This window comes from Shimia sp. (assembly GCF_039969785.1).
In the GTDB taxonomy this organism is placed as follows: Bacteria; Pseudomonadota; Alphaproteobacteria; order Rhodobacterales; family Rhodobacteraceae; genus Shimia.
Genome location: NZ_JBDVNC010000037.1, coordinates 35,963 through 61,257, shown reverse-complemented (window position 1 = coordinate 61,257; position 25,295 = coordinate 35,963). Strand labels below are relative to the sequence as shown.

Below are 25,295 nucleotides of genomic sequence, written 5' to 3'. Positions count from 1 at the left end.
GCGGTTGCGAAACCGTGTCCAAGGCGCGTTGGCTCAGCCTTTGGGCATCTTCAAAGTGATGTTTTTGCCGGATTTGATATAGCGCAGTTCCTGATCGCCGATGGCCGCGACTTTGCCGCCGTCTATCCGGTCGCCGACCTGAACTTTTTTGTATCGCCCATTCGCCAGTCGCACCAATGCGCGGCGGTTGGAATTGGTGCCGTACACGCCAATCAGGTTCACTTTTCTCAGGTTGATGGCGTTTTGAATGGTTGCCTGACGCGCCACAGAAGCTGTTGTCGGGATCTTGGGCGTCATGCTGGCGGCGGCAGGGACAGCAACAATTGGTTCGGTTGGTTTTGACCGCTGGGCCAGTTGGGCAATGTTGCTGGGGCGCTGGCGTGGGCGTTTTGAAACGGCCACGGCGAGCTCGGTTGGAGTGGTGTCGGCTTCGGCAGCTTCTTTTTCAGTTGTTGGGCGCAGCTTGGGACGGATGCTGGCAAGCTCGTCCCGTGACAAGCCACCCAACGTGGCGCGTTGATTGCTTTCAAGCAGGTTTCCCGGGCGCAATTTGGGGCGTACCAACGCCAGCCGGGATGCGTCTTCGCGTGACAAAGCGGGTTCTGGAGCGTTGCTGCGGGTGGGCAGGCTGGCCGGCAGGACAGGAGGTTTGCCCAGATAGACCATCACGCCCTGGGGTGTCAGTGCGCCAGACCGGGTTGCAATCACCAGTCCGCGGTCGTCGAGATCAAAGTCAGTGCCCGGCGCCACAGGGTTTAGCTGGCCCAACAAGGGTTGATCGATCTGAAAAGATGCCGGGTCGGGCAATGCCACGGCGTCATGCGCCATCAGAATGCGGTCGATGGACGTCGCATAAAAATTCTCGGTGCTGCCCGCCGTAGGTGTGGCGGGCGGTAAGGGCGCGCGTTCCCAAATGCCGGTCACGGCATAGCGGGATTCCGCTTCGTTTTCGCTGAGCACGGTCGGATGCGCCAGATCGGTCATCGCTTCGACTTCGGCGCTGTCGGTGATGCTGTCCGGGGTTGCGGGTTCCAGTACGCCCGTATCCAGACTTGCGGAGTCGCGTTGTGGTGGCACAACCGGCACATCTGCCTGAGACGCTACATCGGGGACTACAACAGGTGCCGGGTCATCCGCGACAACCGCGGCTTCGGGATCAAGCAGAACGATCTGAGAAGGTTCGTCGCGTTTGAATAGCCCGGCGACACCATCTTCCAGGAACACCGTGGCCCAAACTGCGACAGCGACCAGAAACAACAGCAAGGCGGCTGTCATAATCAGACCAAGGTATTTCGGCTTGCCGCCGATCTCTTGCTCGGCGCGCGCGCCGAACACGGTCATACGCTGTTTTTCGGCAACTTGTTTTGGTTTATCAGCCTTTGCAGCAGTCCCGTCTGAATGTGTCGTATCTGTTGGCGGGGCAACCGAGGCGGCGGATCGTTTTGCGCGCCGGCTAAAGAATGAACTGGGCGCTTCTGTGCCTGGCTCTGGTGCCGGGTTTTTGGCCGCGTCCTCTGATTTCGGCCTGGGCGCTGGATCGGCTTTGAGACCTGCGGCGACTTTTGCCGGGTCAAACCGTAAGTTGCGTTCGGCGGTTGGGCCGGTATCGCCCGGGATGGTTGGTGCGTTGGCGCCGACAGAAATGCGGCTGGCGCCGCCAAGCTCAGTTTTTGCCGCCGGTGCGGGATCATCGCGACGGGCGCGTATTGATGCAAACGAAACCGGCTCGCCAATGTCTTTAGCGGTCAGAGGTGGAGGACTCTCGGCGGCATCTGTGGCGTCTGGTGCGGGCGGATCCGGGTCCAGAGCCGCCTGTTCAACTGGCTGTTCTGCGGGTTGGGGCGCGGGCTCGGGCGCGACGGCTTCGGCCTCGACGGGCGCGTTCCTGATCGGTGCAGCTTTGACCGGTTCAGCTTTGAACGGCGGTGGTGCGAGCGGACCCTGGCCAACGATCTTGATCGGCGTGGGGTCCAGGACGATTTCTATGTCGCCAAAAAACTTTTCGGCCACAGATGACGTGCCGAAATTTGGAACACCTGCATATTCACCCGGCTCGGGCATAGCCGTGAAACACACCGGGTTGAACGCGTGTTCGGCAGCAAAGGCTTCGGCCTCGTCCAAGGTTTCGCGGGCAACGGCAGCAACCTGAGTTTCGCGGCCCTGTGCACAGATGTCGAACGACAGCTGGTCCACACGGTAGGGCGTGGCCTCTTCAAGGGCTGCTCCGGCGAGTTCGCGGCGTTTGGCGTCGCGTGCGCGTCCGGTGTTCAGAGACAGGTATTTGATCTGGTCGTTTGGCAGAACCACCATGGTGGCGAACGGGCCTTCGCAGGCCTCTGTACCCAACGTTCGTAATGATTCCAGGTCGGCGGCAAGGTCGTCGGCACTCAGCGACACTTCACCCAAAAGGTGCCAGCCATCGGCCACACGCTTAAGCAGGCCAATTCCATCAAATGAAAGCGAAAGAGCGAAGGACGGTTTCATATCTAAAATAATAGCACTCGAACAAGGCAGATTGGAGTCTTCTGCAAGTAATTGAAAGATTTATAGCAAGTAATTGCCAAAGGGGAAGAAAAAGACTTGGCCCCTGTGGCAAAGCGTCGGTCACATACTACATGATGGGGTGTCCGTTCGGCATTCAGGAGAAAAACATGCGGTTTGGTTTGGTAGTATTGCTTTTGTCGAGTTTGGCAGGAGGCGCGTTTGCGCAAGACAGAACAATTTCGCTAAATGGGACCGGGGTTGTTTCAGCAACGCCAGACATGGCGGTGATTTCGCTTGGGGCGACGCATCGGGCCAAAACTGCCAAGGCAGCGATGGCGGCTGTTAATGCGTCGGTGACAGAGGTCCTGACGGAATTGGCCGAAGAGGGCATTGACGCGCGCGATATTCAGACAAACGGATTGTCGCTGAACGCGGTACGCGATCATAATAATTATGGCGAGACTGGTCCTAAGCTGGTGGGATTTGAAGCCAGCAATCGCTTGTCCATCCGGGTGCGCGATCTGGGGGAAGTTGGTGAGATCTTAGGCGTGTTGATTGCGGTCGGAGCAAACGGTGTGGATGGTATCCGGTTTGATCTGCAGGAGCCGCGCCCGCGTCAGGATGAAGCGCGGCGGTTGGCTGTGGCTGATGCCCGGGCCAAGGCCGAACTTTATGCCGAGGCCGCCGGAGTGCAACTGGGAGAGATTGTGTCGATCAGCGAAGCCGGCCGCTCTGAGCCGCGCCTGGAAATGATGCGCGAGTCGGCGATGTCTGATTCCGTGCCGATCGCTGCAGGCGAGTTGAGCATTCAGTCTCAGGTGATGATTGTATGGGCCTTGGTTGACTAAAATCAGTGTATCACAGGGCGCATTACGCGCTCTGTGACGAGTTTTCAGATCAGGCGTGTGCTTTGGTAAGCGCCTGATCCAGATCGCCGATCAGATCAGCGGTGTCTTCGATGCCAATTGAGACGCGCACCACATTTGGGCCAGCACCTGCAGCTTCCAGTTGTTCCGGAGTGAGCTGGCGGTGAGTCGTAGAGGCCGAATGGATCACCAGTGATCGCGTATCGCCTAGGTTGGCGACGTGGCTGAAGATTTCCAGGCTATCGACAAACTTTACACAGGCATCATAGCCGCCTTTCAGAGCCACGGTGAACAAACCACCGGCACCTTTGGGGCAAACCCGCGCGGCGCGTTCTTTGTAAGGAGACGAGTCCAGCCCGGCGTAAGTCACGTGGTCAACCAGATCATGGGTTTCGAGCCAACCCGCGACCTTTTCGGCGTTCTCGACATGGCGCTGCATGCGCAGTGACAGGGTTTCGATGCCCATCAGCGTGTAGTGCGCGGCTTGTGGGTTCATGGTCATACCCAGATCGCGCAGACCAATGGCGATGCCATGGAACGTAAAGGCGAGCGGTCCAAACGTTTCCGCAAATTTCAGCCCATGATATGCTGGTTCCGGCATGCTGAGCGACGGGAACTTGTCCGACGCGGTCCAGTCAAATTTGCCCGAATCTACAATGCAACCGCCTGTGACGGTGCCGTTGCCGGTGAGGTATTTGGTGGTCGAGTGCACTACAAGCGTGGCGCCCATGCTGATCGGGTTGCACAGGTATGGCGTGGCGGACGTGTTATCAACGATCAGCGGCACGCCTGCGGCGTCCGAAATTGCAGACAGAGCCTCGATATCAGACACGTAACCACCCGGGTTGGCGATGGATTCGCAGAACACGGCGCGGGTGTTTTCATCGATCGCGTCTTTGACGGCGTCCAGATCATCAGTATCGACAAACTTGGCGGTCCAGCCAAAGCGTTTGATGGTCTGGCTGAACTGGGTCACCGTGCCGCCATAAAGGCGGGTCGAGGCCACCACGTTGCAGCCCGGCTGCATCAGCGGGAACAGTGCCATGATCTGGGCGGCGTGGCCGGAGGAACAACACACGGCACCAACGCCGCCTTCAAGGGTCGCAATACGTTCCTGAAGCACAGCCACCGTGGGGTTGGTCAGGCGGGAGTAGATGTAACCGACTTCCTGCAGGTTGAAGAGGGCAGCAGCGTGTTCAGCGTCGCGAAACACATAAGCTGTGGTCTGATAAATCGGAGTCTGGCGGGCGCCGGTTGCCGGGTCGGGGCGTGCGCCTGCGTGAATTTGAAGTGTATCAAAGCCGTAAGTTGGGCCGTCAGACATTTGGTAATTCCTCCCTGATAAATTGTTGGCAACAGTGTTAGGGACAGGTGCACCAAGGTGCAACGGGCGCGTTAAAAGTTTCAATTTCTGGAATATGTATCACCGGTTCGGAATGCTGAACATGGACAGACATCTGTGACGCATCAAAATGCGTGTGGTCGCCCGTCCCAGTTTTCAAAACACCCGGTGGTGTCGAGCGATAGCGCGTCGAACCGGGCTGCAAGGCCGGTCGCGGCCTCGTCCACTGAAATATCCGCTTGTGAGCCGCCCATGTCGGTGCGGACCCAGCCCGGGTGATAGATGCCTACCGCAATCCCGATGTGATGCAGGTCGGTGGCCAGATTGCGCCCCAGATTAAGGGCTGCCGCCTTGGACGCGCGATAGATATATGCCCCGCCCGGTGCGCGTTCCTGCGACGCCATGGTTGAGGAAATAATGGCGATTTTGGGCGCGGCGGACAATTGCAGGTTTGGCAACAAAGATTGCACAGTCATAAAAACGCCGGTGACATTGACTGCAAAGCTTTGTGCCCAGATTTCAGGCGCGTAGCCTTCGGCAAGGTTCTCGTGCTTGTCCAGATAAACGCCTGCGTTGCAGACCAACAAATCGATGGGGCTGGTGTCGAGTTGTTTGGCAAGCGCCGCCTGGCTGGCCGGGTCGGTCACATCGAGATGTTCAAATTCGCCGCCTTTGCGGGATGTGCCTGTGACCTGATGTCCCTTTGCCCGCAATGTGGTGTCGAGCGCCTGTCCAATACCGCGATTGGCACCGGTGATCACGATATGCATTGGCGGTTGTCCCCTAGTTGGTCTTGCGTCCGATATTGAACGGCAGTGGTGTCACTGGCACGCCATCTTCGATCAGAGCCTTGGCGTCTTCGAGTTTGGCAGAGCCGTAAATTGCGCGTTCCTCGGTCTCGCCCTCGTGCATGGCGCGGGCTTCGGAGGCAAAATTATCGCCGACATTCTCGGAATTCTCTTCGACCTTGCGGCGCAGTTCGGCCATTGCCTGTTCGGCAGGGGACGCAGGCGCGGAAAGTGGGCGGTCTTCCTGGGGCTGTTCAGCCGGTTCGGCCGGCGCGGTTTGGCGGGCAGGGCGCACACGCGGTGCCATCATGGCCTTTTCGACATTTGTGTCCCCACACACAGCGCACGTCACCATGCCTGCCGATTTCAGCTTGTCAAAAGCCTCGGCCGACTGAAACCAGCTGTCAAAGCGGTGGTCGTTTTCGCACTTTAGTGTGTAGCTGATCATGGTCCTGCCAGTGTGATTGCCAATTTATGGTCGGCAGACGTTAAGTCTTGCAAAGATAGACGGCCCCGCAGGCGCATTCAAGGTGGACTATGGCAGGGTTCGGGGATCAAATTTGCGCACAATTCGTGCCAGCTCGGGGTTTTCGATCCGGGCTGCTGCCTTTTTCCGGCTGAGCCATTTGCGCCGACGTTCATCGCGTTCCGGGAATTTGTTGTCCAGTTTGCGGACTTCCAATGGAAACAGCAGGACCGAGCAGGAGCCGGCGCGCCAGTCTTTGCGGTCTTTGGTGTAGGTGTACATGCCGAGACTGTGTTTCTTGGTGCGACCACGCACTCCGGCTTCTTCCCAAGCTTCCTGAGCCGCGGTTTGATGCGGTTTCAGGCCTGCGATTGGCCAACCCTTGGGCAAAATCCACCGTTGTGAACGGCGCGACGTGACCAGCAGAACCTCGATTTTGCCTTTGTTCAGCCGATAGACCAGCGCACCAAACTGCAGGTGTTTGCCTTTTTTGCCTGCCGCACGGACCATTGCGGCGATATTGGCGGGATTTTGCAAACCCATCGGGCGTCCCCTTTTCTGCCAACTGCTCTTGGTACATCTTATCAGTTTCAGAAGGGATAACAAAGCATTCCTTCAGATTTGTGAACCTGTTATGGCAAGATGATAAAACATTTCGAGTCTCACAATCCCCGCCTAGCACAACCCGGGATTGGGCATCCAGCACGAAGAGGAAACCAGATGAGTACGTTATTGCGCAAACCCTTTGGGACACACGGCCAGGTGCATGACATTACGCCGTCTTCGGCCGGTTGGCGCTATGTCGGGTTTTCGCTTTATCGGTTGAGAAAAGGCGAACAGGTGGCGGATGTTACCGGTGCGCGTGAGGTTATTCTGGTGATGGTCGAAGGGAAAGCGGCGTTTAGAGCTGCCGGAACGGACTGGGGCGTATTGGGCGACAGAATGTCGGTCTTTGAGAAGACCGCGCCGCATTGTCTTTATGTTCCCAACGATCAAAGCTGGCAGGCCGAGGCTGAAACAGATTGTACAATTGCGGTGTGTTCTGCGCCGGGGCGCGGTGGCCACGAAGCGCGCCGGATTGGGCCTGACGGGATTACGCTGACCCAGCGCGGGACGGGCACCAACACGCGCTATATCAACAACATCGCGATGGAAAACGAAGACTACGCGGACAGTCTGTTGGTGACAGAAGTGTTTACGCCTGCGGGCCACTGGTCGTCTTATCCCAGCCATCGCCATGACGAGGACGACTATCCCCGGATTACCTATCTGGAAGAGACCTATTACCACCGGCTTGATCCGGCGGACGGGTTTGGCATTCAGCGCGTTTATACCGATGACGGCAGTCTGGATGAAACCATGGCTGTGAGCGATGGCGACGTTGTCTTGGTGCCGCGCGGTCACCATCCCTGCGGCGCGCCATACGGGTTTGGTATGTATTATCTGAACGTTATGGCCGGACCTTTGCGCAAATGGCGGTTTGAAATGGCACCGCCGGTAAAGTGGATCGCCGAGCGCGACGCCTGATATTCTTTTCCAGGCGCGCTTGGTTGGTCAGAGAACCGGGGGCGCCTGATCAGGCCCGTTTGCGGCGAGAGGTCAGGTCGTGACGACACATCCACAAGGACCGGAACACCAGTGGCAGCATGACCAGTGAGCCCAGGTGGCGGAACAGGCTCCAGATTGTACCTTCAAAGTAATAGCCGGTGGTGACGCCGCTGATCAGATAGGCCACCTGATAGAGCGAGAGAAATACCGCCACGGGCACAAAGGCCCTTGCCACGGCCACGGCGCGCGCGTCGGGTGAGGCCAGCAAAACCCATGTGTGCACCACGATCCATGATACATAGAACTGTGCATGCCCGACCTTGTACGTCACAAAGATCGCCATGATGCCCAGCAGCAGAACGAGGTCCCACGTCTGACGGGTGGCCCAGCCCCAAATGGCAATCGCAACTGTGACCAGAATAACGACATAAGAGTTGATCCGGATCAGCATTTTCGTGAAGTCCACGATATGCAGGACGTCTTTGCTCCAATCCAGAAACTGCAGGAACGACAGATGTTTGGCACCGCGACTTGATCCAAACAACAAGGGATTGAGCACCGATGCTCCCCAATAAAGATAAGCTGCATACATCCCCAGAGCAAACGTAATGGCGGCAAAGATCAGCACCCGAAATCGGATTTTTCCACGCAATCCGACAGCCAGAAACGGCGCAAAGAGCAGGGGGTAGAATTTCAGCAGAGCGGCCAGACCAATGATCATACCAGTGGTAGCGTGCCAACCACGCGATCGGGCGACACAGGCGGCAAGCACAAGAAACCCAACCACGCCGTCATTGATGCCAAAGACAAAAACGGTGATCGACACAATGGGTGTGCAGACCAGCAGAAGAATGGCGGTTTGCAGGTGTTGCAGCCGGTCTTGTTGTGCGTCTTTTGGGGCCGACACCAGCAAGAGCGCGGGGCAGGTCAGTGTAATCAGCGTGAACGTGATCTTGGGGCCAAAATCGCCAAAAATCAGCAGTTTTGCGAAGAGCGCGTGCAACGGTCCATAGGCGTTTGGTGGGATGTAATTGCCGTTATATTCGCTGATCCACGGATCGCCGCTGGCCAGACCTGCTTTCCACTGGAGCAGATACGGGAAATAATCGTGCCGGATGCCGCTGAGCACTGTGACCAGCAAAGCAAGGGCAGCGCAGCCCGCATAAAGCAGTAAGACACGCTGGCGGGTCATGCGGGGCATCTATTTGTTCCACGTCAGCAGGGCGGAGGCGGCATAGTTCCACGCCGCCCCGACCAGTATTCCGGCAAGTGCGGATGCAAACCAGATCGTGCTGGCGGATTCAAAAAGGTATACAGCGACGCCAATATTGGCCAGCGCGCCCACAAGGGACACAAGACAGAATGACGCCCAGCCGCGCAGCATGGACCAGCCGCGCAATCGTCGATCATAGTAGGTGAAGAAGTTATTGACGAAGAAATTGGCGGTCATGGCCAGAAATGTCGCACCGATCTGAGCGTTGACGAAAACGACGCCGTTCCATTTGAAAAGCACGGTCAGCGCCAGCATGTGCACGACAACCCCCAATGCGCCAACAATCGAGAACATCACAAATTTCGTCGGAACAAATTTGCCCACGCTTTTAGCGATCAGCAGTTCAAGGAATTCCAGCAAGACCTTGTTGTCGAGCTTGCTTTTCCCGAAGGCGCGGGTGCGAAATTCGAACGGAACTTCTGCGACCCTGAGCTTTTCGCCGGGGGTGGCGAGATAGTCGAGCAGTATTTTGAACCCGACGCCGGACAAGTCCGCCGCACGCGTGCGAAATTGCGACGTGTTGAGCATGAAAAACCCGCTCATGGGGTCGGACAGGTCGACTTTGGTGATCTGTTTGGACAGTTTGGTTGCAATACCTGACATGCGCGCGCGGTCCTGGTCCCAATTGCCCAAACCGCCGCCCTGGGCATATCGCGAGCCGACAACAACGTCCGCACGGTCTGATTTGAGAATCGAGAGCATTCCGGTCAACTGGGTTTCGTCATGCTGCATATCCCCGTCAATCACTGCAGCAAACGGAGCAGAGGTGGAGAGTATCCCTTCGATAACGGCGGTGGACAGGCCACGTCGGCCGATGCGTTCGATACAGCGGATTCGCCCGTCTTTTTGCGAAAGTGCGCGGACCGCATCGGATGTGCCATCCGGGCTGGAATCATCCACAAAAATAAGTTCGTAAGGGATGTCTTGCAGGGCGTCGTCTACTTTTTGAGCCAGCGTGGCGACGTTCTCGCGCTCGTTGAACGTTGGCACAATAACCGCAAGGTCAGGGCGGGACATCGTGGCTTTTGCCATCAGGTCTGAAGGGGACGCCTGCACGGTATGACTGCTCCATAATTCCAGCTCAAAGCCGACCAGCGCGACCCCGGAGAATGTGACAAATTCTAATTCACAACCAAATTGGGTGCCATTGGCAAGACGACGTCTGAACCCTTTGCGCGCTACATATCCTGTGCACGGGCAAGAGCAAGTTAATTGGAGCGTCTCAGGCTTTCATACCCGCCATGTGCAGGCCGGTAATGTAGCGGTTCTGGTCGCCCGACAACGCAAAGACATTGCGGGCCTGAATGACCGCAATCGTATCACCGGGTTGCAATCTGAGGGCTGTTTCAACCGCCTGAGAGGCCTCTGCGCTTTGACCGAGGTGGGCATGAGCGGCTGCCAGAACGCGGTAGAGCGTCGCATATCCGTGGTTGATATTCAGACCGTCCCGGGCGATCAATATCGCATTCTCGTAGTCGCCGGATTGCAGCGTGGCCATGGCAAGGCCCCCAATAATGGACAGTGCCCACGGGCTTCTTCCGCCAAGCAATGATGCCTTTTGAAAGCAGTCAATGGCGTCGGCGTGATCACCGATCCATGTGTATGACCACCCACTGAGCGCCAGAGTTATGAAATCGGACGAGGATTGACGTAGTGCATATTCGACAACTGCCCTGAGCGCGGCGGGTTCGCGGACTTGCGAATATGTGGTGACACCCAGCGCCAGTCGCAACAAAGAATGGTTTCCCACAAGCGGTTGGGCGGCGGCGCACCAGGCCGGGATCGACTTGGCATATTCCTGCGTGATTTCATCATATCCCATGGCCGTTGCAGACAGGTATGACACCAGCGCGAGCGCAAAAGGGTGTGGCTGCGTGGGGTCCTTGTCGATTGCCGCGCTGGAATATTTCAGCGCAGAGGCGAAGGCCTCGGGGTCCAGCCGGTCGATGGCGATCTGACCGCGCAATTCGCATTGGTTGGCCGTCATGTCCGCGATGGCGATCTTGTCAAGCTGGCGGCGTTCATTGTCAAAGGTTGCCGTCATGATCTGGCTGACAAGAGTTTCCGCTGTTTCATCCTGCCAGTCGAATGCGTTTGCAAGATCGCCGTCGATCTTGGTGGACCACAACTCACCAGACTCCGGGTCAGTGTATTTGATTTCGAGTCTCAAGCGACCGCCGCTGGCGCGAATGCGACCCGACAGAACATAGGCATTATTCCGGGTCTTCTGAGCGGTGACTGAAAGCCAATGCGTGGCCCCTAGATAGGTCATCAGGTCGCCGGTCAAAGCCTCTGAAAGCTCTTTGACCTCGTCGCGCGGGTCAGAGGTTGCAATCGGGCAAATCACGATGTGGGGGCGCTGGGTGGCGTTTTTACCGGTCAGTTTTTGCCCCGGAATGGAGCCACGCGTCCAGACGCGGACGGGTTTGGAGATATTTTTGAGATCATGTTCGCCAGCATCATCAAACGAAGGTCTGAGCGTGCCGTCGAGGCTCCCGAATACGGCATCTGAAATAGCAATGCTGCCCGGAGCTGCAATTTTTTCAAGACGCGCGGCAACATTTACGCCATCCCCAAAAACGTCCTCTTCTTCTTCAATGACGTCGCCCAGATGCAGCCCCAGTCTGAGCTTCATCATCGGCAGGGATTGCGATGCAAGGGGAAGCATGCCGTCTTTGGCAATCATATCCTGAATTTGCAGAGCGCATGTGGCCGCGTCAGAGGCTGCGCCAAACAGCACAATCCAGCCATCGCCCATGCTTTTGACAACTCTGCCACGCCGCGACGCAACAGTTGGGCCGAAAACCTCGGATCTCAGGCGCCGCAGGGCAGCCAGAGTGCCTTCGGTGTCTTCGCCCAGTAACTCGGAATAGCCAGCTACATCTGCCGCCAAAACTGCAGCAAGACTACGTCGCATCAACGATCTCCCTACAAGTGTTAATTTCTGTCCGCTTGGTCAACTCTGGCCCGGTTGTCACCATTCCACAAGAGAATTGATGCGGTGCAGGTCTTTGCGCGTGCGGGACTAGCGAGATCGGTTTTGTTGAAAAAAACGTCAAACTCGGATAAGCTCCGTAAATTCAATTGATTAAAGGGAGCCTGTCGCGATGCAGCCAGACTGGCGCCAAGTTCAGACGCAATTAAAAAAAATGGGCCATTATTTGGGAGCCATTGATGGTATCCCCGGGGCCGTCACAAAACGTGCGGTTAAGGCGTTCCAAAAGGTGGCGGGATTGGTCGAAGACGGGGTTGTCGGGCGCATGACGCGCAGCGCGCTGGCACAGTTTGAACCGTTATTGGACCATTCCATCACGACAGCTGCCGAGCTGGCAGACCTTTCTTACAAGGTTAAGAAAAAGGGGCTGAGCAGCGTAAATAAAACCCTGAAAGAGAAGTTTAATATTCAGATAGAGAGCCAGTGCCCGGTCAAAGGGGTAGAGGCCTATATGCTGAGCAATCGGTGCCTGTTGGTGCCGGGCAGTAATTCGGTTTGGGATTATGCAAAGTTCAATTTTCGGCTGTTGAATATCGGTGTGCCGCGTCTGAGGTTTAAATCAGGCGAAAAGGGGAAAACGACGACAGACAGTGACGGAAATATCTGGCATCAGGGGTTCTTTGCGCATGCCAATCATATTGGAACGTGGATTGGGCCAAACAAAGCCAACTGGCCAAAGCTGATTATTGGGCACTCTCTGGGGGCGGCGTCTGCTCAGTTTTTGTCGACCATATGGCTTGCGCCCTCGATCGGATTTGCTGCGCCGCGTATTCTGAAATCGTCACAATCTGCTCAGTTCAGGAATCTGTCTTTGTCGATTTGCCGCAAGGACGATGTGGTTTGCAGGCTGCCGAGCGGGTTTGACAGGATTGGTTCGTCTCGTACGTTGATCCACAAGTCTCGGAAGTTTGGAATGAACCATAAAATGTCGGCTTATATTGATGCTTTGGAAAACCAGGCTTCCGGGTTGGATATCCCGGATGTTTGGCGTCCGCAGGGCTGAGTTAGCACACCCTGCGAATGGGACGTTTTGATTGCCCGGAACCTGTTGTCAGTTGGTCCAGGCGTCTTTGAAAGTCTGGTAGCACCCGGCATAGAGTTGCTGGCTTTGTTGCGCCGCGTGAATGGTTTTTTCTGCTTTGGGCACGTTCAGAACGTCTTGCGAATTTGCGTCATCCGTGGCCAGCATTGCCAATCGCGCGGCCCCCAGTGCTGCGCCCTGTGCGCCGCTTTGAGGTATCTTCAGGGTCAGCCCTGTTGCGGATGCAATGATCTGAAGCCATGCTTCGGATTGGCTGCCACCCCCGGCAACCCAAACGGTGTCTGGCAGGGATCCACATTGGTCCAGTGCCGCGCAGCAATCGGCAAAAGCAAAAGCCACACCTTGCATAACGGCCTGCACCATATCAGGCAAGCCGTGCGCGCGGCGCAGGCCCAGAAAAGAGCCGGTCGCATCCGGGGCGTTATGCGGGGTGCGTTCACCAGACAAGTACGGCAAAAAGGTGATCGGCGACGGTTGGGCAGGATTGTTCGGTACCAATGCAGCCAGATCAGCGGGTTTTTGACCGGTAATCTGGGACAGCCACGACAGCGCGTCTGTGGCCGACAGTATGACACCCATCTGGTGCCAGGTGTTTGGGACAGCATGGCAAAAACTGTGCACGGCGCCGTCGGTGTTTGAGGCAAAGCGATCCGTTACGGAAAACAGAACTCCGGATGTACCTAGCGACAGGAAACCATCGCCGGGTTTCACAATGCCCAGACCACAGGCCGTTGCCGCATTGTCCCCTGCGCCCCCGGCCACGGTGACGTTGCCGACTCCCCAGCTTTGCGCAAGTTCGCCGCGTAATGTACCTGCCGCCTGATTGCCCTCGACCAGTCGGGGCATGTGATCGCGGGTTAGTCCGGTGGCGGCCAAAAGGGCGTCGGACCAATCGCGCTTTGCGACGTCCAGCCACAGCGTTCCGGCGGCGTCTGACATTTCCGATACGTATTCGCCGGTCAGCCAGAGGTTCACAAAATCTTTTGGCAACAGCACTTTGCGAGTTTTCGCAAAAATCTCGGGTTCGTTTTTATCGACCCAACGTAGTTTTGGCGCAGTGAACCCGGCCATGACGATATTACCGCCAATGCCGCGAAAATCTGCGCGGGCTTCCAACTCGGCACATTCCGCCTGGGCACGTCCGTCGTTCCACAAGATCGCGGAACGCAAGGGACGGTCATCCCCGTCCAAAAGCGTTGCCCCGTGCATTTGACCCGACACGGCAATTCCGCGCAAAGCTGCGAATTCTTTGGGTGCTTGTTCGCGCACTTGTCCGATGGCGGATTCACAGGCGCTGATCCAAGATAGCGGGTCCTGCTCGCTCCACAATGGATGTGGACGCTGGACGGTCAAAGGGCCATGTCCCACAGCAATTTCCGTCTGCGAGGCGTCTACCAAAAGCGCTTTGACACCTGAAGTGCCCAAATCCAGTCCAAGATACATTGGTCGTCCTTTAGGAAGTGAAAGGGGTCATCAGCGCGCGCCGATGACCCAAATTAGCCCTAGAATGGGCTGTCAGGAAAGTAGAAATCCATCGCGTTTTCGGGTGTCACCAGGACGGAACCGATGACAAACGACCCGGAAACCGGTGCGTTTGAGGTCATGCCAACCGCTGTCAGTTCTATGGCCGTTGCGATCATCGAAGGTGGATAGGTGACGTTTGCGGGCATCATTGGATCACCATCGGCTGTCCGCTTGATCATCTCTTTCATGCCTGCGCCACCAAGGACGAATTGCACGTCGCTGCGACCCGCAGCTTCGATTGCGGCAAGAACACCGATCGCCATGTCGTCATCTGAGGCCCAGACGGCGTCAATATTTTGATATTTAGACAGGAAATCCTGCATGACTGTAAAGCTGTCATCACGGTTCCAGTTGCCGTGCTCCATGTCCAGAACATTGATGCCAGATCCGTCGATGGCGGCGGTGAACGCATCAACGCGTTCATTGTCGATGGTGGTGGGAATACCCCGGAACACAACGATATCGCCGCCGTCTGGCATTTTGGATACCATGTATTCACCGGATACTTTGCCAAAGCCGCTGTTGTCGCCGGCGACATAAAGGTCTTCGATACCCGGTACAGACAAGCCACGGTCAACAACCGTCACCCAGGCACCGCTTTGCGCAACGGCCTGAACCGGTGGGGTCAGAGGATCGGATTCAAACGGCAGCACAACCAGTGCGTCGATATTGCGTGTCGCGACCATGTCTTCGATGTCATTGACCTGTTTTCCAGGATCAGACGCCGTGGCCAGAACAAAATCGAGGCCCGGATAAACTTCCTCCAAACGCTCAACGGTTTCTTTGGCATGGAAATTCATACCCCCGGCCCAACCGTGCGTTGCCGCAGGAATTGAGACGCCAATGACCTTGACATCGTCAGCAAAGGCGGCTGATCCAACGGCAGTTGCAAGCGCAGCTGCAATAAATGTTTTAGTGTGTTTCATAGTGCTTCCTCCCATGAAGCCTGGTTTTTACGGCCTAGTCGGCCGCTTTGCGTTCACGCTGTAAGATCACAGCGAGAATGATAATGACGCCCTGAATTGCCCCGTTCAGGTAGGGGGATACAAAGTCGGTCAGATTCAGAATGTTGCCGATCAGGCTGAGGATCAAAACACCGATCACGGTGCCCCAGACACGGCCGAACCCGCCCTTGAGGACGGTGCCGCCAATGATCACAGCAGCAATCGCTTCGAGTTCCCACAGAACGCCTGTTGAGGCAGATGCCGACCCAAGGCGCGGTACGTACATGATGGTTGCGATGCCGACCAGTATTCCCAAAGCGGCATAAGAAATCAGACGTGTGCGTTTGACGTCAACATTTGAGTAATGCGCGACGTGTTCGCTTGACCCGGTCGCGGCGCAATGGCGTCCAAAGACCGAGCGGGACATCACAATTTCACCAATAATGACAACCAGCGCAAAGACGATAATTGGCCAGCTTATGCCCAGAATACCGTCGAAATAGACGGGGCGATAAAAGGTGCGCAGACCGAAATCCAGCGACAGCGTTCCGCCGTCGGCCAACCATGTCACCAGCGAGCGGTAGATGCCCATGGACCCAAGCGTTACGATAAAGGCTTCGATCCCAAGAGTTGTGATCAGAAACCCGTTTAAAAGCCCGGCACACATCCCGGCGACAATGGCCACAACCATGCCCAACAGAATGATGGGTATGCCTACGCCCAAGGTGGGCAAGGCTGCATTCATCACCAAAATCATCAGCCCGGCAATAAAGGCCGCCATAGAGCCGACAGACAAATCCAAACCGCCTGCGGTTATGACAAATGTCATGCCCACTGCGATGATGCCGATAAATGCGGACCGCGCCAAAACGTTGGTGATGTTGGCAGCACTGAGGAAGTTCGAGTTCATCATGGTCCCGATCAGGACCAGAACGATCAGAGCGAGGATCGGGCCGAGAACCGACATAGAGGGCAGGGTGCGCGCAGAACTTGGGGCGTGTGTTACATCTGTCATTACTTGGGTCCTCATGCCATCTCGGGGATGGAATTTGTTTTTCGGTTTAGTCCCATGGACAAACGGACAATGGCGTCTTCGGACATCTCATCGGGGCCGAGCGTGCCGCCAATCTGGCCCAACCGCATCACGACCACGCGGTCCGACAATCCGATCAGTTCGGGCATTTCAGATGTGATCATGATGATGGAATGGCCTGCATCAGCGAGCTTGCGCAAAAATGCATAGATTTGCTGTTTGGTGCCGATGTCGATGCCCCGGGTGGGTTCGTCGACGATCAGAACGCGGGGCTCCGACAGCATCACTTTTGCCAAAAGCAGTTTTTGTTGGTTTCCGCCTGACATGTTGCCAACCGCAATTTCGCGTGTGCCGGTTCGAATATCAAATTCGGAAATCGCCTTGGTCAGCGCCTTTTCCTCTGCGGCTTTGTCGATGAGCAGGCGGCCGAATTTATGCAGGTTTTGCAGCGTCAGATTTTCGCGCATTCCGCGTTCTAACAGCAGGCCGCGCAGCTTTCTGTCTTCAGTGAGATAACACAGGCCCGCCCGTTGTGCTCCGCCGGGGCTGCGAAACTGAGCAGGCTTGTCAAACAGCGTCACAGTATCTGAGGTTGCGGGGCGCAAACCTGCCAGACCTTCCATAACTTCGGTGCGACCCGCGCCGATCAGCCCACCGATCCCAAGGATTTCGCCCTGCCGCAAATTGAAAGAAACGTCTGTCGCAAACCCGGGCACGCTCAGACCCTTGACCTGCATCACAATCGGCGCATCCACAGGCAGGCCGGGTTTCACAGGGTAGAGGTCAGACACGTCGCGCCCGACCATTGCCGTGGCCATTGAGTCTTCGTTGATGTCGCGCGTGGGGCCGGAATGCACCACATTGCCGTCGCGCATCACCGTGACATGGTCCGAAATGGCGGCAACTTCGTCCAGCTTGTGCGAGGTGAACAGCACGGCTGTGCCTGCGTCGCGCAAAATGCGCACCTGGGTGAACAACACCTCGGTTTCACGGCTGGTCAGGACGGCTGTTGGTTCGTCCATGATCAGCACGTTTGCGTCCCGGGACAGCGCCTTGGCAATCTCGACCATCTGTTTGTCTGAATTGGACAGTTTTGACACCATTGTGTCCGGCGAAACATCGCATTGCACGCGGGCCAGATAGTCGCGGGTGCGTCGGCGCATTTCGGCCTTGTCCAGCAAGACACCGCGTTTCAGTTCACGTCCCAAAAAGACGTTTTGTTCGACGGTCAGCTGTTCAGCGAGGTTGAACTCCTGATGGATCATCACCACGCCCGCCAGTTCGCCATCATGCAGGCTGTGAAAGGCGGTTGGAGTTCCGTCTACGATCAACTGACCCGTGGTAGGGGGTTGATAACCGGCCAGAATTTTCATCGTTGTTGACTTGCCAGCCCCGTTTTCGCCGATCAACGCGTGTACCTGACCTGCGTGCAAAGCAAGGTCAACGCCGTGCAGAACTTCGACCGGGCCGAAGCTTTTGCTGACATTGTTCAGAGCGATTGCAGGGCTGCCAGTCATAGGTTTGTCCAGGCGGCGTTTTCGCTGGATGACGTGACACATGCATTGATGAACCGCATGCCCGCCATGCCTGAGGAAATATCTGGCAGATGGCCCATTGCACTGGCGCGGTCTGTACCGCCTTGCACGGCACGGATTGCGTCTGCTGCTTCGTTATAGATGGTGGCAAAACCTTCCAGATATCCTTCGGGATGGCCGCCCGGAATGCGGCTGACGGCGCTGGATGCCTCGGTCGCGCCTGCGCCATTGCGGGTCAAAAGCCGTTTGGGTTCGCCATGTGGCGTGTGCCACAGATAGTTGGGATCTTCCTGTGCCCATTCCAACCCGCCTTTTTCGCCGTAGATGCGCAGCTTGAGGGCGTTTTCATTGCCCGGAGCTACCTGGCTTGACCAGAGCATTCCGCGCGCACCGCCCTCAAAGCGCAGCATGACGTGCGCGTTGTCGTCCAGAGCGCGACCGGCGCCCCAGCATTGCAGATCGGCGGCCAGGCATTCGACATTGAGACCGCTGACAAAGCAGGCAAGATTGTGTGCGTGGGTGCCGATATCGCCCACCGAGCCGCCCGCGCCGGACCGTGCCGGGTCGGTGCGCCATTCAGCTTGTTTAAGGCCTTCGTTCTCCATCGGGGATGTCAGCCAATCCTGCGGATATTCGGCGTGAACAATGCGGATCGCCCCCAATTCACCAGATGCCACCATTGCGCGGGCCTGCCGGATCATCGGGTAGCCGGTGTAATTGTGGGTCAGTACAAACAGTGACGCGCTGTCTGCGACAGCTTTTTCAAGTGCGTGCGCGTCTTCCATCGTAGAGGTCAGCGGCTTGTCACAGATGACATGGATGCCTTGTTCCAGAAATGCTTGTGCTGCGGCTGCGTGCACATGATTTGGGGTGACGATTGCGACGGCTTCAATGCCATCTTCGCGCGTGGCTTCTGCCTTGGCCATTTCAGTAAAGCTGCCATAAGAGCGCGCAATGCCAAGCGCCTTTGCGCTGGCGGCGGATTTTTCTGGCGTAGAGGACAACGCCCCGGCCACAAGCTCAAAGCGATCATCAATGCGCGCCGCAATCCGGTGCACGCCGCCGATAAAAGCGTCATTGCCGCCGCCCACCATTCCCAGTCGAATACGTGCCATCACTCTATCCCCAGCATTTTGCGATTTGCCGCTTCATCTGTGCCGCCATCGGCGAAATCATCGAACGCTTTTTCCGTGACACGAATGATGTGGTCCGAAACAAATTGTGCGCCTTCGCGGGCGCCGTCTTCGGGATGTTTCAGGCAGCATTCCCATTCGACAACCGCCCAGCCATCAAAGTCATTGGCGGCCATTTTGGAGAAGATTGCACCGAAATCGACCTGACCATCGCCAAGGCTGCGGAACCGTCCGGCGCGGTCTGTCCAGCCCTGATAGCCGGAATAGACGCCCTGACGTCCGGTTGGATTGAATTCCGCGTCCTTGACGTGGAACATGCGGATGCGGTCCTTGTAGATGTCGATGTTGTCAAGGTAATCAAGGCATTGCAGTACATAGTGCGAGGGGTCATACAACATGTTCGCCCGCGCGTGATTGCCGGTGCGTTCAAGGAACATTTCGAAGGTGATCCCGTCATGCAGATCTTCGCCGGGGTGAATTTCATAACAAACGTCGACGCCGCATTCCTCGGCATGGTTCAACAGTGGCAACCAACGGGCGGCCAGTTCGTCAAACGCAGTTTCGACCAGCCCGGCAGGGCGTTGTGGCCAAGGATAAAGGTACGGCCAGGCCAGCGCACCGGAAAACGTCGCATGTGCCGTGATGCCCATGTTGCGCGATGCGGAAATGGCTTTCTTGACCTGATCCACGGCCCAGGCCTGACGCGCTTTGGGGTTGCCGCGTACTTCGGGGGCTGCGAACCCGTCAAATGCAGCGTCATAAGCGGGGTGAACTGCCACAAGCTGACCTTGCAGATGGGTTGAAAGCTCGGTGACTTCGACGCCGTTTTCCGCAGCTACTCCTTTGAACGTGTCGCAATAGTCCTTGCTTTCGGCTGCCTTGGCCAAGTCAATCAGACGACCGTCCCAGCTTGGCACCTGAACACCTTTGTAGCCGCAATCGGCTGCCCATTTGGTGATGCCGTCCCAGCTGTCAAAAGGGGCTTCGTCGCCTGCAAACTGCGCCAGGAATAGCGCCGGACCTTTGATCGTTTTCATTGCGTTTCTCCTTGTCCGCTTACACGAAGCGATTGACGATATTTTCCAGTATTTCCTGTCGGCCCGAACGTGGCTGGGGGTCAATGTCTTCCCTCACAACCCGCGCTGCGATGCTGTCCAGATCGCTGTTCAGCATGGACTGAGCTGATGGAGTATCCCAGCCGGCGTAACGCTCGGCGCGCATCGCCTCGAGCGTGCCGTCCTCCAGCATGGCTGCTGCCGCTTTGAAGCCACGTGCACAAATATCCATGCCGCCCGCATGGGCCGCGATCAGATCCACAGGGTCGAGCGATTGACGGCGCAGTTTGGCATCAAAATTGGTGCCACCCGTTGTGAAACCGCCTGCTTTGAGCACTTCGTAATAGGCCAGTGCAACTTCGGGGGTGTTGTTGGGAAACTGATCCGTGTCCCAGCCAGATTGATAATCGTTGCGGTTCATGTCGATGGAGCCGAAAATCCCCAATGACGCTGCAAGTGCCAGTTCGTGTTCGAAAGAATGGCCAGCAAGAATGGCGTGCCCTTGTTCGAGGTTCATCTGGACTTCGTTTTCCAGTCCAAAATCCTTTAGGAAGCCATAGACCGTAGCAACGTCATAATCATATTGATGCTTTGACGGTTCTTGTGGCTTGGGTTCGACCAAAATCGCGCCCTTAAAGCCAATCTTGTGCTTGTATTCGACGGCCATCTGCAAAAAGCGCCCGGCCTGTTGGCGTTCCCGTTTCAGGTCAGTGTTCAGCAGGGTCTCATACCCTTCGCGTCCGCCCCAAAGCACATAATTTTGCCCGCCAAGTTTGTGCGTTGCATCCATGCAGGCTTTGACAGTTGCTGCCGACCAAGCAAACACATCCGGATCAGGGTTTGTCGCTGCGCCGGACATGAACCGGCGGTGGCTGAACATATTGGCGGTCCCCCAAAGAAGCTTGGCCTTAGAGGTTTCCGATTTGGTGCCGATGTAGTCGACGATGTCTTCAAAGTTGCGCAGGCTTTCAGAAAAGCTGTCACCTTCGGGGCGGATGTCTGCATCATGCCAGCAAAAGAAGGGGACGTTCAGCAATTCGAACATTTCAAAGGCAACATCAGTTTTGAGCCGCGCCAGATCCATGGTGTCCCCGAACCACGGGCGTTCGAATGTCTGCGCGCCAAACGGGTCGCCTCCGGGCCATGCAAAAGAATGCCAATAGGCTACGGCGAAACGAAGATGGTCTTCCATGCGTTTGCCCATGATAACTTCGTCAGGGTTATAATGGCGAAAAGCGATGTCGCTGCTGTCGGGATCGAATTTGAGTGGTGCGATGCTATCAAAAAAATCGGTCATGGGTTTTGGTCTTTCATCGTAGAATCTGTGGTGTCAGCTGGGAGGTTGTCCCGGACGTAAATTGTGGGCACTAAATCGGGTAGGGGGGGCAAGGGTTGTTGGTCGATCAGGGATCGCAAAACGGCAAATGCCCGGTTGATTTCAACATCGGGTCTTTGATCGATCACCAGATCAACGTGGCCCTCCAGCAAGGCGCGCCGCGTATGCGGAACCAGCTCGTGCACAACGCAGAACGGTTTGAATTGCTGCCTGTGGTGCAGGGCGGCGATCAGGCCACTGTTGCCTGCGCCAACATTGTAGATGGCGGTCAGTTCGGATTGGACCTCAAGCTGGGTTTCTGTTTGTGCTCGAACGATCGCGGCATCGTCCTTTGTCATCACAGTTTCCAGCAGGTCAATTTGTGGATAATCGGCGTCTATGACTTCGCGAAACCCGGCGAGGCGTTCGTCGTGGTCCTGTGCATCCAAAGACCCGGCAAAGGTTTGCACCAGCCCTTTTCTGCCCGCATGAGACATGCCTATCAAACGGGCTGCGGTGCGTCCTGCGACGGTGTTGTCAATGCCGATATAGGCAGAGCGATACTCTTCGGGCAGATCAGACACCAAGCCGATTATTGCAATTCCCTTGTCGCGCAACTGTTTCAGTGGCGCTTCCAACGCGCCACCTTGAAGTCCGACGATGGCCGCGCCGTCGAAGTTTTCGTCTACTAAGGAAACAAGGCTGTCATGTAAGCCACTGATGGCAAATGCGGCGATTTCAATGATCTCAACACTGACTCGGTCCGAAGCAAAATGTTGGGCCGTTGCACTCAGATGTTGTCGCATACGGTTGAAAAATGCGTTTGAGCCTGCCGGGATCAGGAAGGCCAGTCGGTAAGTGCGGCCACGCGACAAATTTGCGGCTGCCACGTTGCGCACATAGCCCAGCGACGCGACCGCCTCCTGGACTTTGCGCATAGATTTCTCTGCAACATTTCCGCGCTTGTTAATCACGCGGTCGGCGGTCGCATAGCTGACACCAGCGGCGCGCGCTACATCGCTTAAAGTAGGGCTATCCATATTTCCTCCCAGGCAGCGAACCAAAATTCGCTAGCATGACGACATTGGTAGAGCGCAAAATGATATACGTCAATCATAAAATGATAGACGTATGTCAGAGTGACTGTGAGATGTTCTGATAGAAGTCTCTGCTCTGTTCTTGAATGGCACAGTTGTTGGGTTTTATTAGCAGCCAAGCCTGATCTTAAACGACAGGGGGTGCGAGCGATATCGGCGCCTTGTCAAACGGATCTAGTTGAAAAGCGTCTTTCCCAAATTTAATCCCGGTAAGGTTTGAGGACATCAATAATCAAGTCTTTTACGCGATCTCGTACGGCTGATTCTTGTCCTGATCGCGAAACCAGATACATGTCGGATCGAAATTGTTTTGGCAGTTCAAGATCTCGAAATACGATGTTTTCCAGCTGCATGACGCGCACAGATCTGGGCACAATCGCAAAACCGAGACTGTGATTGACCATGCTGATGACAGCGTGCGTCTGGCTGGCCTCGATTTTCGTATCGGGCATGATTCCACAGCCAGCAAATAGCGCGCCCAGCGTTTCCATAAGAAAGCCGCCACGGTCCTTTGTGAATGACACGTATGGCTGATTGTCAAAGTCTGTAATCGACAAATCGACTTTTTGCGCAAGATGGTGGTCTTTGGGAATCGCAACAACGAAAGGTTCGCTCACGGCCTTAAATCGCTGAATTTCGCCTCGCGGCTGTTCCATTCTGGTCAAGCCCAAATCGATTCTTCCTGAGCGTTGCGCCTCGACGACTTCGTATCCCATCATTTCGATCGGAGTGAGGCCGACATTCGGCATGGTTTCCTTCATTCGCTTCGCAATCAGTGGTACAAATTTCATCGCCGCCGATGGCACGAATCCAATCGAAACATTTCCGTACTCTCCGCGTTCAGCCTGACGCGCGTTCAGGATAGCGTGTTCGGATCGTTGGATAATATCGATTGCACTGTGGTAAAAGCTTTCGCCTGCAGACGTCAGGCGAACATGTCTGTTTGTGCGCTCAAGAAGGGTCAGGTTAACGCGCTCCTCAAGAATTCTGATCTGACGCGACAGGGGCGGTTGTGTCATGTTCAACCGGTCTGCAGCGCGCCGAAAACTCAGCTCTTCAGCCACAGCGACAAAGCAACGCATTTGAAAGTACTCGAACTGACCCAGGGCCATGTTGCTAATTCCTTAAAGGATGTTTCGAAATTCTTATTGATACATTTATTGTATCACTGCAATCCAAATTTGAAATTTACAATGCTCTCATCATCCCCAATTTAAAGGACGTATCGTCGGGATCCTTGGACGCCAAGCGGCGAGAACCTTTAACTTTGGAAACTTTGGGAGGACCAAATGAACCGAAAAACACCCCTTGTGGCAATGTCGCTGCTCGCGTCGACGCTTGCCTTTGGAGCACATGCACAGAGTAACTCTGTGACTGTCGTTCTATCGGAAGAACTCGAAATCGTTGAACCGTGTTCTGCGACGAAATCCAATGTTGGCCGTGTTCTCTTTCAGAACATTTCCGAGACGGTCACGGAAATGGACCCCACAACGGGGCTTCAGCCGCGATTGGCCGAAAGCTGGGAGGATGTGGGCAATGGTACCTGGCGGTTTAAGCTGCGCGAAGGCGTGACCTTTAGCGATGGTTCTGCGATGGATGCCGAGGATGTTGCGCATTCATTGGTCAGAATGAAATCTGAAGCCATCGCGTGTGAGATTGGCGCGAAGTTCTTCGGCGGAATTGAGATTACGTCGAACATTGTTGACGCGCATACAATTGATGTGACCGCCAACCCGGCCCAGCCTATTCTGCCGATGCTGATGTCGACCGTGACGGTGACACCGTCCACCACGCCTTTGGACAAGTTTGTTGATCATCCGATTGGCACAGGCCCCTATACATTTGATGAATATGCCCGCGGCCAACATATCAAGCTGTCAGCGAACCCGAGCTATTGGGGCGACCAGCCGACCGTTCAATCGGCCACGTACGTTTTCCGTGCAGACAGCGCCGTTCGTGCGGCAATGGTTGCAGCCGGTGAGGCTGACATAGCTCCGAATATCGCGCTTCAGGATGCCCGTGATCCAGCAATGGATTTCTCTTATCCAAACTCTGAAACGGTCTTCTTGCGCCTTGAGCACGCATACGCTCCTCTCGACGATCGTCGGGTGCGTGAGGCGTTGAACCTCGCCGTTGATCGCGAAGCATTTGTTGGCACAATTCTGGCGAACGGTACTTTGCTTGCGACCGGCATTACACCGCCTTCCACGATTGGGTATGATCACGACCTCAAGCCTTATGCCTATGATCCAGAGCGCGCCAAAGCGTTGCTGGCAGAAGCCAAGGCGGACGGTGTTCCTGTTGACACAGAGATCACGCTGATCGGCCGTATCAACAACTTTGCGAACGTGCTTGAAACCATGGAAGCCTTGCACGCCATGTATCAGGACGTGGGTTTCAATATGAAACTTGAAATGGTCGAAGTTGCCGAGTGGCTGGAGCGTTATGCGAAACCCTTCCCAGCTGACCGTGGTCCGGAAATCATCGAAGCTCAGCACGATAATGCCAATGGCGATCCTGTGTTCTCGATGTATTTCAAGTACCATTCCGAAGGTCAGCAATCTGGTTTGACGGATCCTAAGGTTGACGCTTTGATTGCAGAGGCGACCGCCGCCACAGGCGAAGCGCGTGCAGCGAAATGGAGCGAGTTGTTCGGGTACATCCACGAAGAAGTCATCGCGGATGTTATGTTGTTCCATATGGTTGGATTTAGTCGCGTCAACGACCGTCTCGACTTTGCGCCGACAATCCGCACGAACAGCGAACTGCAGTTGTCGCAGATCGAATTCAAGTAAAAAACCAAGGCTGCGGACAGCATCCGTTGTCCGCAGCAAACTCAATCAAAAGGTCCGGCA

At 55.9% G+C, this 25,295-nt stretch carries 21 protein-coding genes; 4 read left to right on the top strand and 17 right to left on the bottom strand.

Annotated elements, in window-relative coordinates:
• Positions 1-33: 33 nt before the first annotated feature.
• On the bottom strand, positions 34-2,484 hold the full coding sequence (locus ABJI08_RS17210; protein WP_348403085.1) for a hypothetical protein: 2,451 nt from the start codon (positions 2,482-2,484) through the stop codon (positions 34-36).
• A 167-nt stretch (positions 2,485-2,651) separates the two neighbouring features.
• On the opposite strand from ABJI08_RS17210, the gene ABJI08_RS17205 reads away from it, so the two are divergent.
• Positions 2,652-3,332, top strand: coding sequence for an SIMPL domain-containing protein (locus tag ABJI08_RS17205; protein ID WP_348403084.1), 681 nt, complete (start codon positions 2,652-2,654; stop codon positions 3,330-3,332).
• 49 nt (positions 3,333-3,381) lie between these two features.
• Here the strand turns inward: ABJI08_RS17205 and ABJI08_RS17200 are convergent, their stop codons facing one another.
• The 4 genes from ABJI08_RS17200 to ABJI08_RS17185 all read right to left on the bottom strand — a co-directional run bounded on the left by ABJI08_RS17200 (position 3,382) and on the right by ABJI08_RS17185 (position 6,489).
• A complete protein-coding gene (locus ABJI08_RS17200; protein WP_348403083.1) occupies positions 3,382-4,674 on the bottom strand; it encodes an O-acetylhomoserine aminocarboxypropyltransferase/cysteine synthase family protein in 1,293 nt (430 codons plus the stop codon).
• Between the two features lie 143 nt (positions 4,675-4,817).
• Entirely contained in the window at positions 4,818-5,462 is a 645-nt protein-coding gene (locus tag ABJI08_RS17195; RefSeq protein ID WP_348403082.1) for an SDR family NAD(P)-dependent oxidoreductase, read from the bottom strand.
• Positions 5,463-5,475: 13 nt separating this feature from the next.
• Positions 5,476-5,928, bottom strand: a complete 453-nt coding sequence (locus ABJI08_RS17190) for a DUF1178 family protein (protein ID WP_348403081.1) — start codon at positions 5,926-5,928, stop codon at positions 5,476-5,478.
• 87 nt (positions 5,929-6,015) lie between these two features.
• Positions 6,016-6,489 carry an NUDIX hydrolase gene (locus tag ABJI08_RS17185; protein WP_348403080.1) on the bottom strand — a complete coding sequence of 158 codons (474 nt, stop codon included), beginning with the start codon at positions 6,487-6,489 and terminating at the stop codon, positions 6,016-6,018.
• A 177-nt stretch (positions 6,490-6,666) separates the two neighbouring features.
• Here ABJI08_RS17185 and iolB point away from each other — a divergent pair, with 177 nt between their 5' ends.
• Positions 6,667-7,473: a 5-deoxy-glucuronate isomerase gene (gene iolB / locus ABJI08_RS17180; protein WP_348403079.1), complete on the top strand. Its 807-nt coding sequence runs from the start codon at positions 6,667-6,669 to the stop codon at positions 7,471-7,473.
• Between the two features lie 49 nt (positions 7,474-7,522).
• Here iolB and ABJI08_RS17175 read toward each other — a convergent pair whose 3' ends face one another.
• The 3 genes from ABJI08_RS17175 to ABJI08_RS17165 form a co-directional block, all read right to left on the bottom strand.
• Entirely contained in the window at positions 7,523-8,695 is a 1,173-nt protein-coding gene (locus tag ABJI08_RS17175) for a glycosyltransferase family 87 protein (RefSeq protein WP_348403078.1), read from the bottom strand.
• Positions 8,696-9,823, bottom strand: coding sequence for a glycosyltransferase family 2 protein (locus tag ABJI08_RS17170; RefSeq protein WP_348403077.1), 1,128 nt, complete (start codon positions 9,821-9,823; stop codon positions 8,696-8,698). It abuts the gene before it with no gap.
• A gap of 166 nt (positions 9,824-9,989) precedes the next feature.
• The gene (locus ABJI08_RS17165) at positions 9,990-11,684 is read right to left on the bottom strand and encodes an adenylate/guanylate cyclase domain-containing protein (RefSeq protein ID WP_348403076.1); all 1,695 of its coding nucleotides are present in this window, start codon (positions 11,682-11,684) and stop codon (positions 9,990-9,992) included.
• 190 nt (positions 11,685-11,874) lie between these two features.
• Between ABJI08_RS17165 and ABJI08_RS17160 the strand changes: the two genes are divergently transcribed.
• Positions 11,875-12,765 (top strand): peptidoglycan-binding protein, encoded by an 891-nt coding sequence (locus ABJI08_RS17160; protein ID WP_348403075.1) that lies wholly within the window; start codon positions 11,875-11,877, stop codon positions 12,763-12,765.
• Positions 12,766-12,813: 48 nt separating this feature from the next.
• Here the strand turns inward: ABJI08_RS17160 and xylB are convergent, their stop codons facing one another.
• The 9 genes from xylB to ABJI08_RS17115 all read right to left on the bottom strand — a co-directional run bounded on the left by xylB (position 12,814) and on the right by ABJI08_RS17115 (position 23,552).
• A complete protein-coding gene (gene xylB / locus ABJI08_RS17155; RefSeq protein WP_348403074.1) occupies positions 12,814-14,247 on the bottom strand; it encodes a xylulokinase in 1,434 nt (477 codons plus the stop codon).
• Positions 14,248-14,306: 59 nt separating this feature from the next.
• Positions 14,307-15,254 carry an ABC transporter substrate-binding protein gene (locus ABJI08_RS17150; protein ID WP_348403073.1) on the bottom strand — a complete coding sequence of 316 codons (948 nt, stop codon included), beginning with the start codon at positions 15,252-15,254 and terminating at the stop codon, positions 14,307-14,309.
• 34 nt (positions 15,255-15,288) lie between these two features.
• Positions 15,289-16,287, bottom strand: a complete 999-nt coding sequence (locus ABJI08_RS17145) for an ABC transporter permease (protein ID WP_348403072.1) — start codon at positions 16,285-16,287, stop codon at positions 15,289-15,291.
• Between the two features lie 11 nt (positions 16,288-16,298).
• Positions 16,299-17,822, bottom strand: coding sequence for a sugar ABC transporter ATP-binding protein (locus ABJI08_RS17140; RefSeq protein WP_348403071.1), 1,524 nt, complete (start codon positions 17,820-17,822; stop codon positions 16,299-16,301).
• On the bottom strand, positions 17,819-18,955 hold the full coding sequence (locus tag ABJI08_RS17135; protein ID WP_348403070.1) for a Gfo/Idh/MocA family oxidoreductase: 1,137 nt from the start codon (positions 18,953-18,955) through the stop codon (positions 17,819-17,821). Before ABJI08_RS17135 ends, ABJI08_RS17140 begins: the two co-directional genes overlap by 4 nt.
• Positions 18,955-20,010 carry a sugar phosphate isomerase/epimerase gene (locus ABJI08_RS17130; RefSeq protein WP_348403069.1) on the bottom strand — a complete coding sequence of 352 codons (1,056 nt, stop codon included), beginning with the start codon at positions 20,008-20,010 and terminating at the stop codon, positions 18,955-18,957. Before ABJI08_RS17130 ends, ABJI08_RS17135 begins: the two co-directional genes overlap by 1 nt.
• A gap of 19 nt (positions 20,011-20,029) precedes the next feature.
• On the bottom strand, positions 20,030-21,325 hold the full coding sequence (gene xylA, locus ABJI08_RS17125; RefSeq protein ID WP_348403068.1) for a xylose isomerase: 1,296 nt from the start codon (positions 21,323-21,325) through the stop codon (positions 20,030-20,032).
• Positions 21,322-22,383 carry a LacI family DNA-binding transcriptional regulator gene (locus tag ABJI08_RS17120; RefSeq protein WP_348403067.1) on the bottom strand — a complete coding sequence of 354 codons (1,062 nt, stop codon included), beginning with the start codon at positions 22,381-22,383 and terminating at the stop codon, positions 21,322-21,324. The genes xylA and ABJI08_RS17120 overlap by 4 nt, the downstream gene beginning before the upstream one ends.
• Positions 22,384-22,640: 257 nt before the next feature.
• Positions 22,641-23,552, bottom strand: a complete 912-nt coding sequence (locus ABJI08_RS17115; protein ID WP_348403066.1) for a LysR substrate-binding domain-containing protein — start codon at positions 23,550-23,552, stop codon at positions 22,641-22,643.
• A gap of 177 nt (positions 23,553-23,729) precedes the next feature.
• Between ABJI08_RS17115 and ABJI08_RS17110 the strand changes: the two genes are divergently transcribed.
• Positions 23,730-25,235 (top strand): ABC transporter substrate-binding protein, encoded by a 1,506-nt coding sequence (locus ABJI08_RS17110; protein WP_348403065.1) that lies wholly within the window; start codon positions 23,730-23,732, stop codon positions 25,233-25,235.
• The last annotated feature ends 60 nt before the right edge of the window (positions 25,236-25,295 follow it).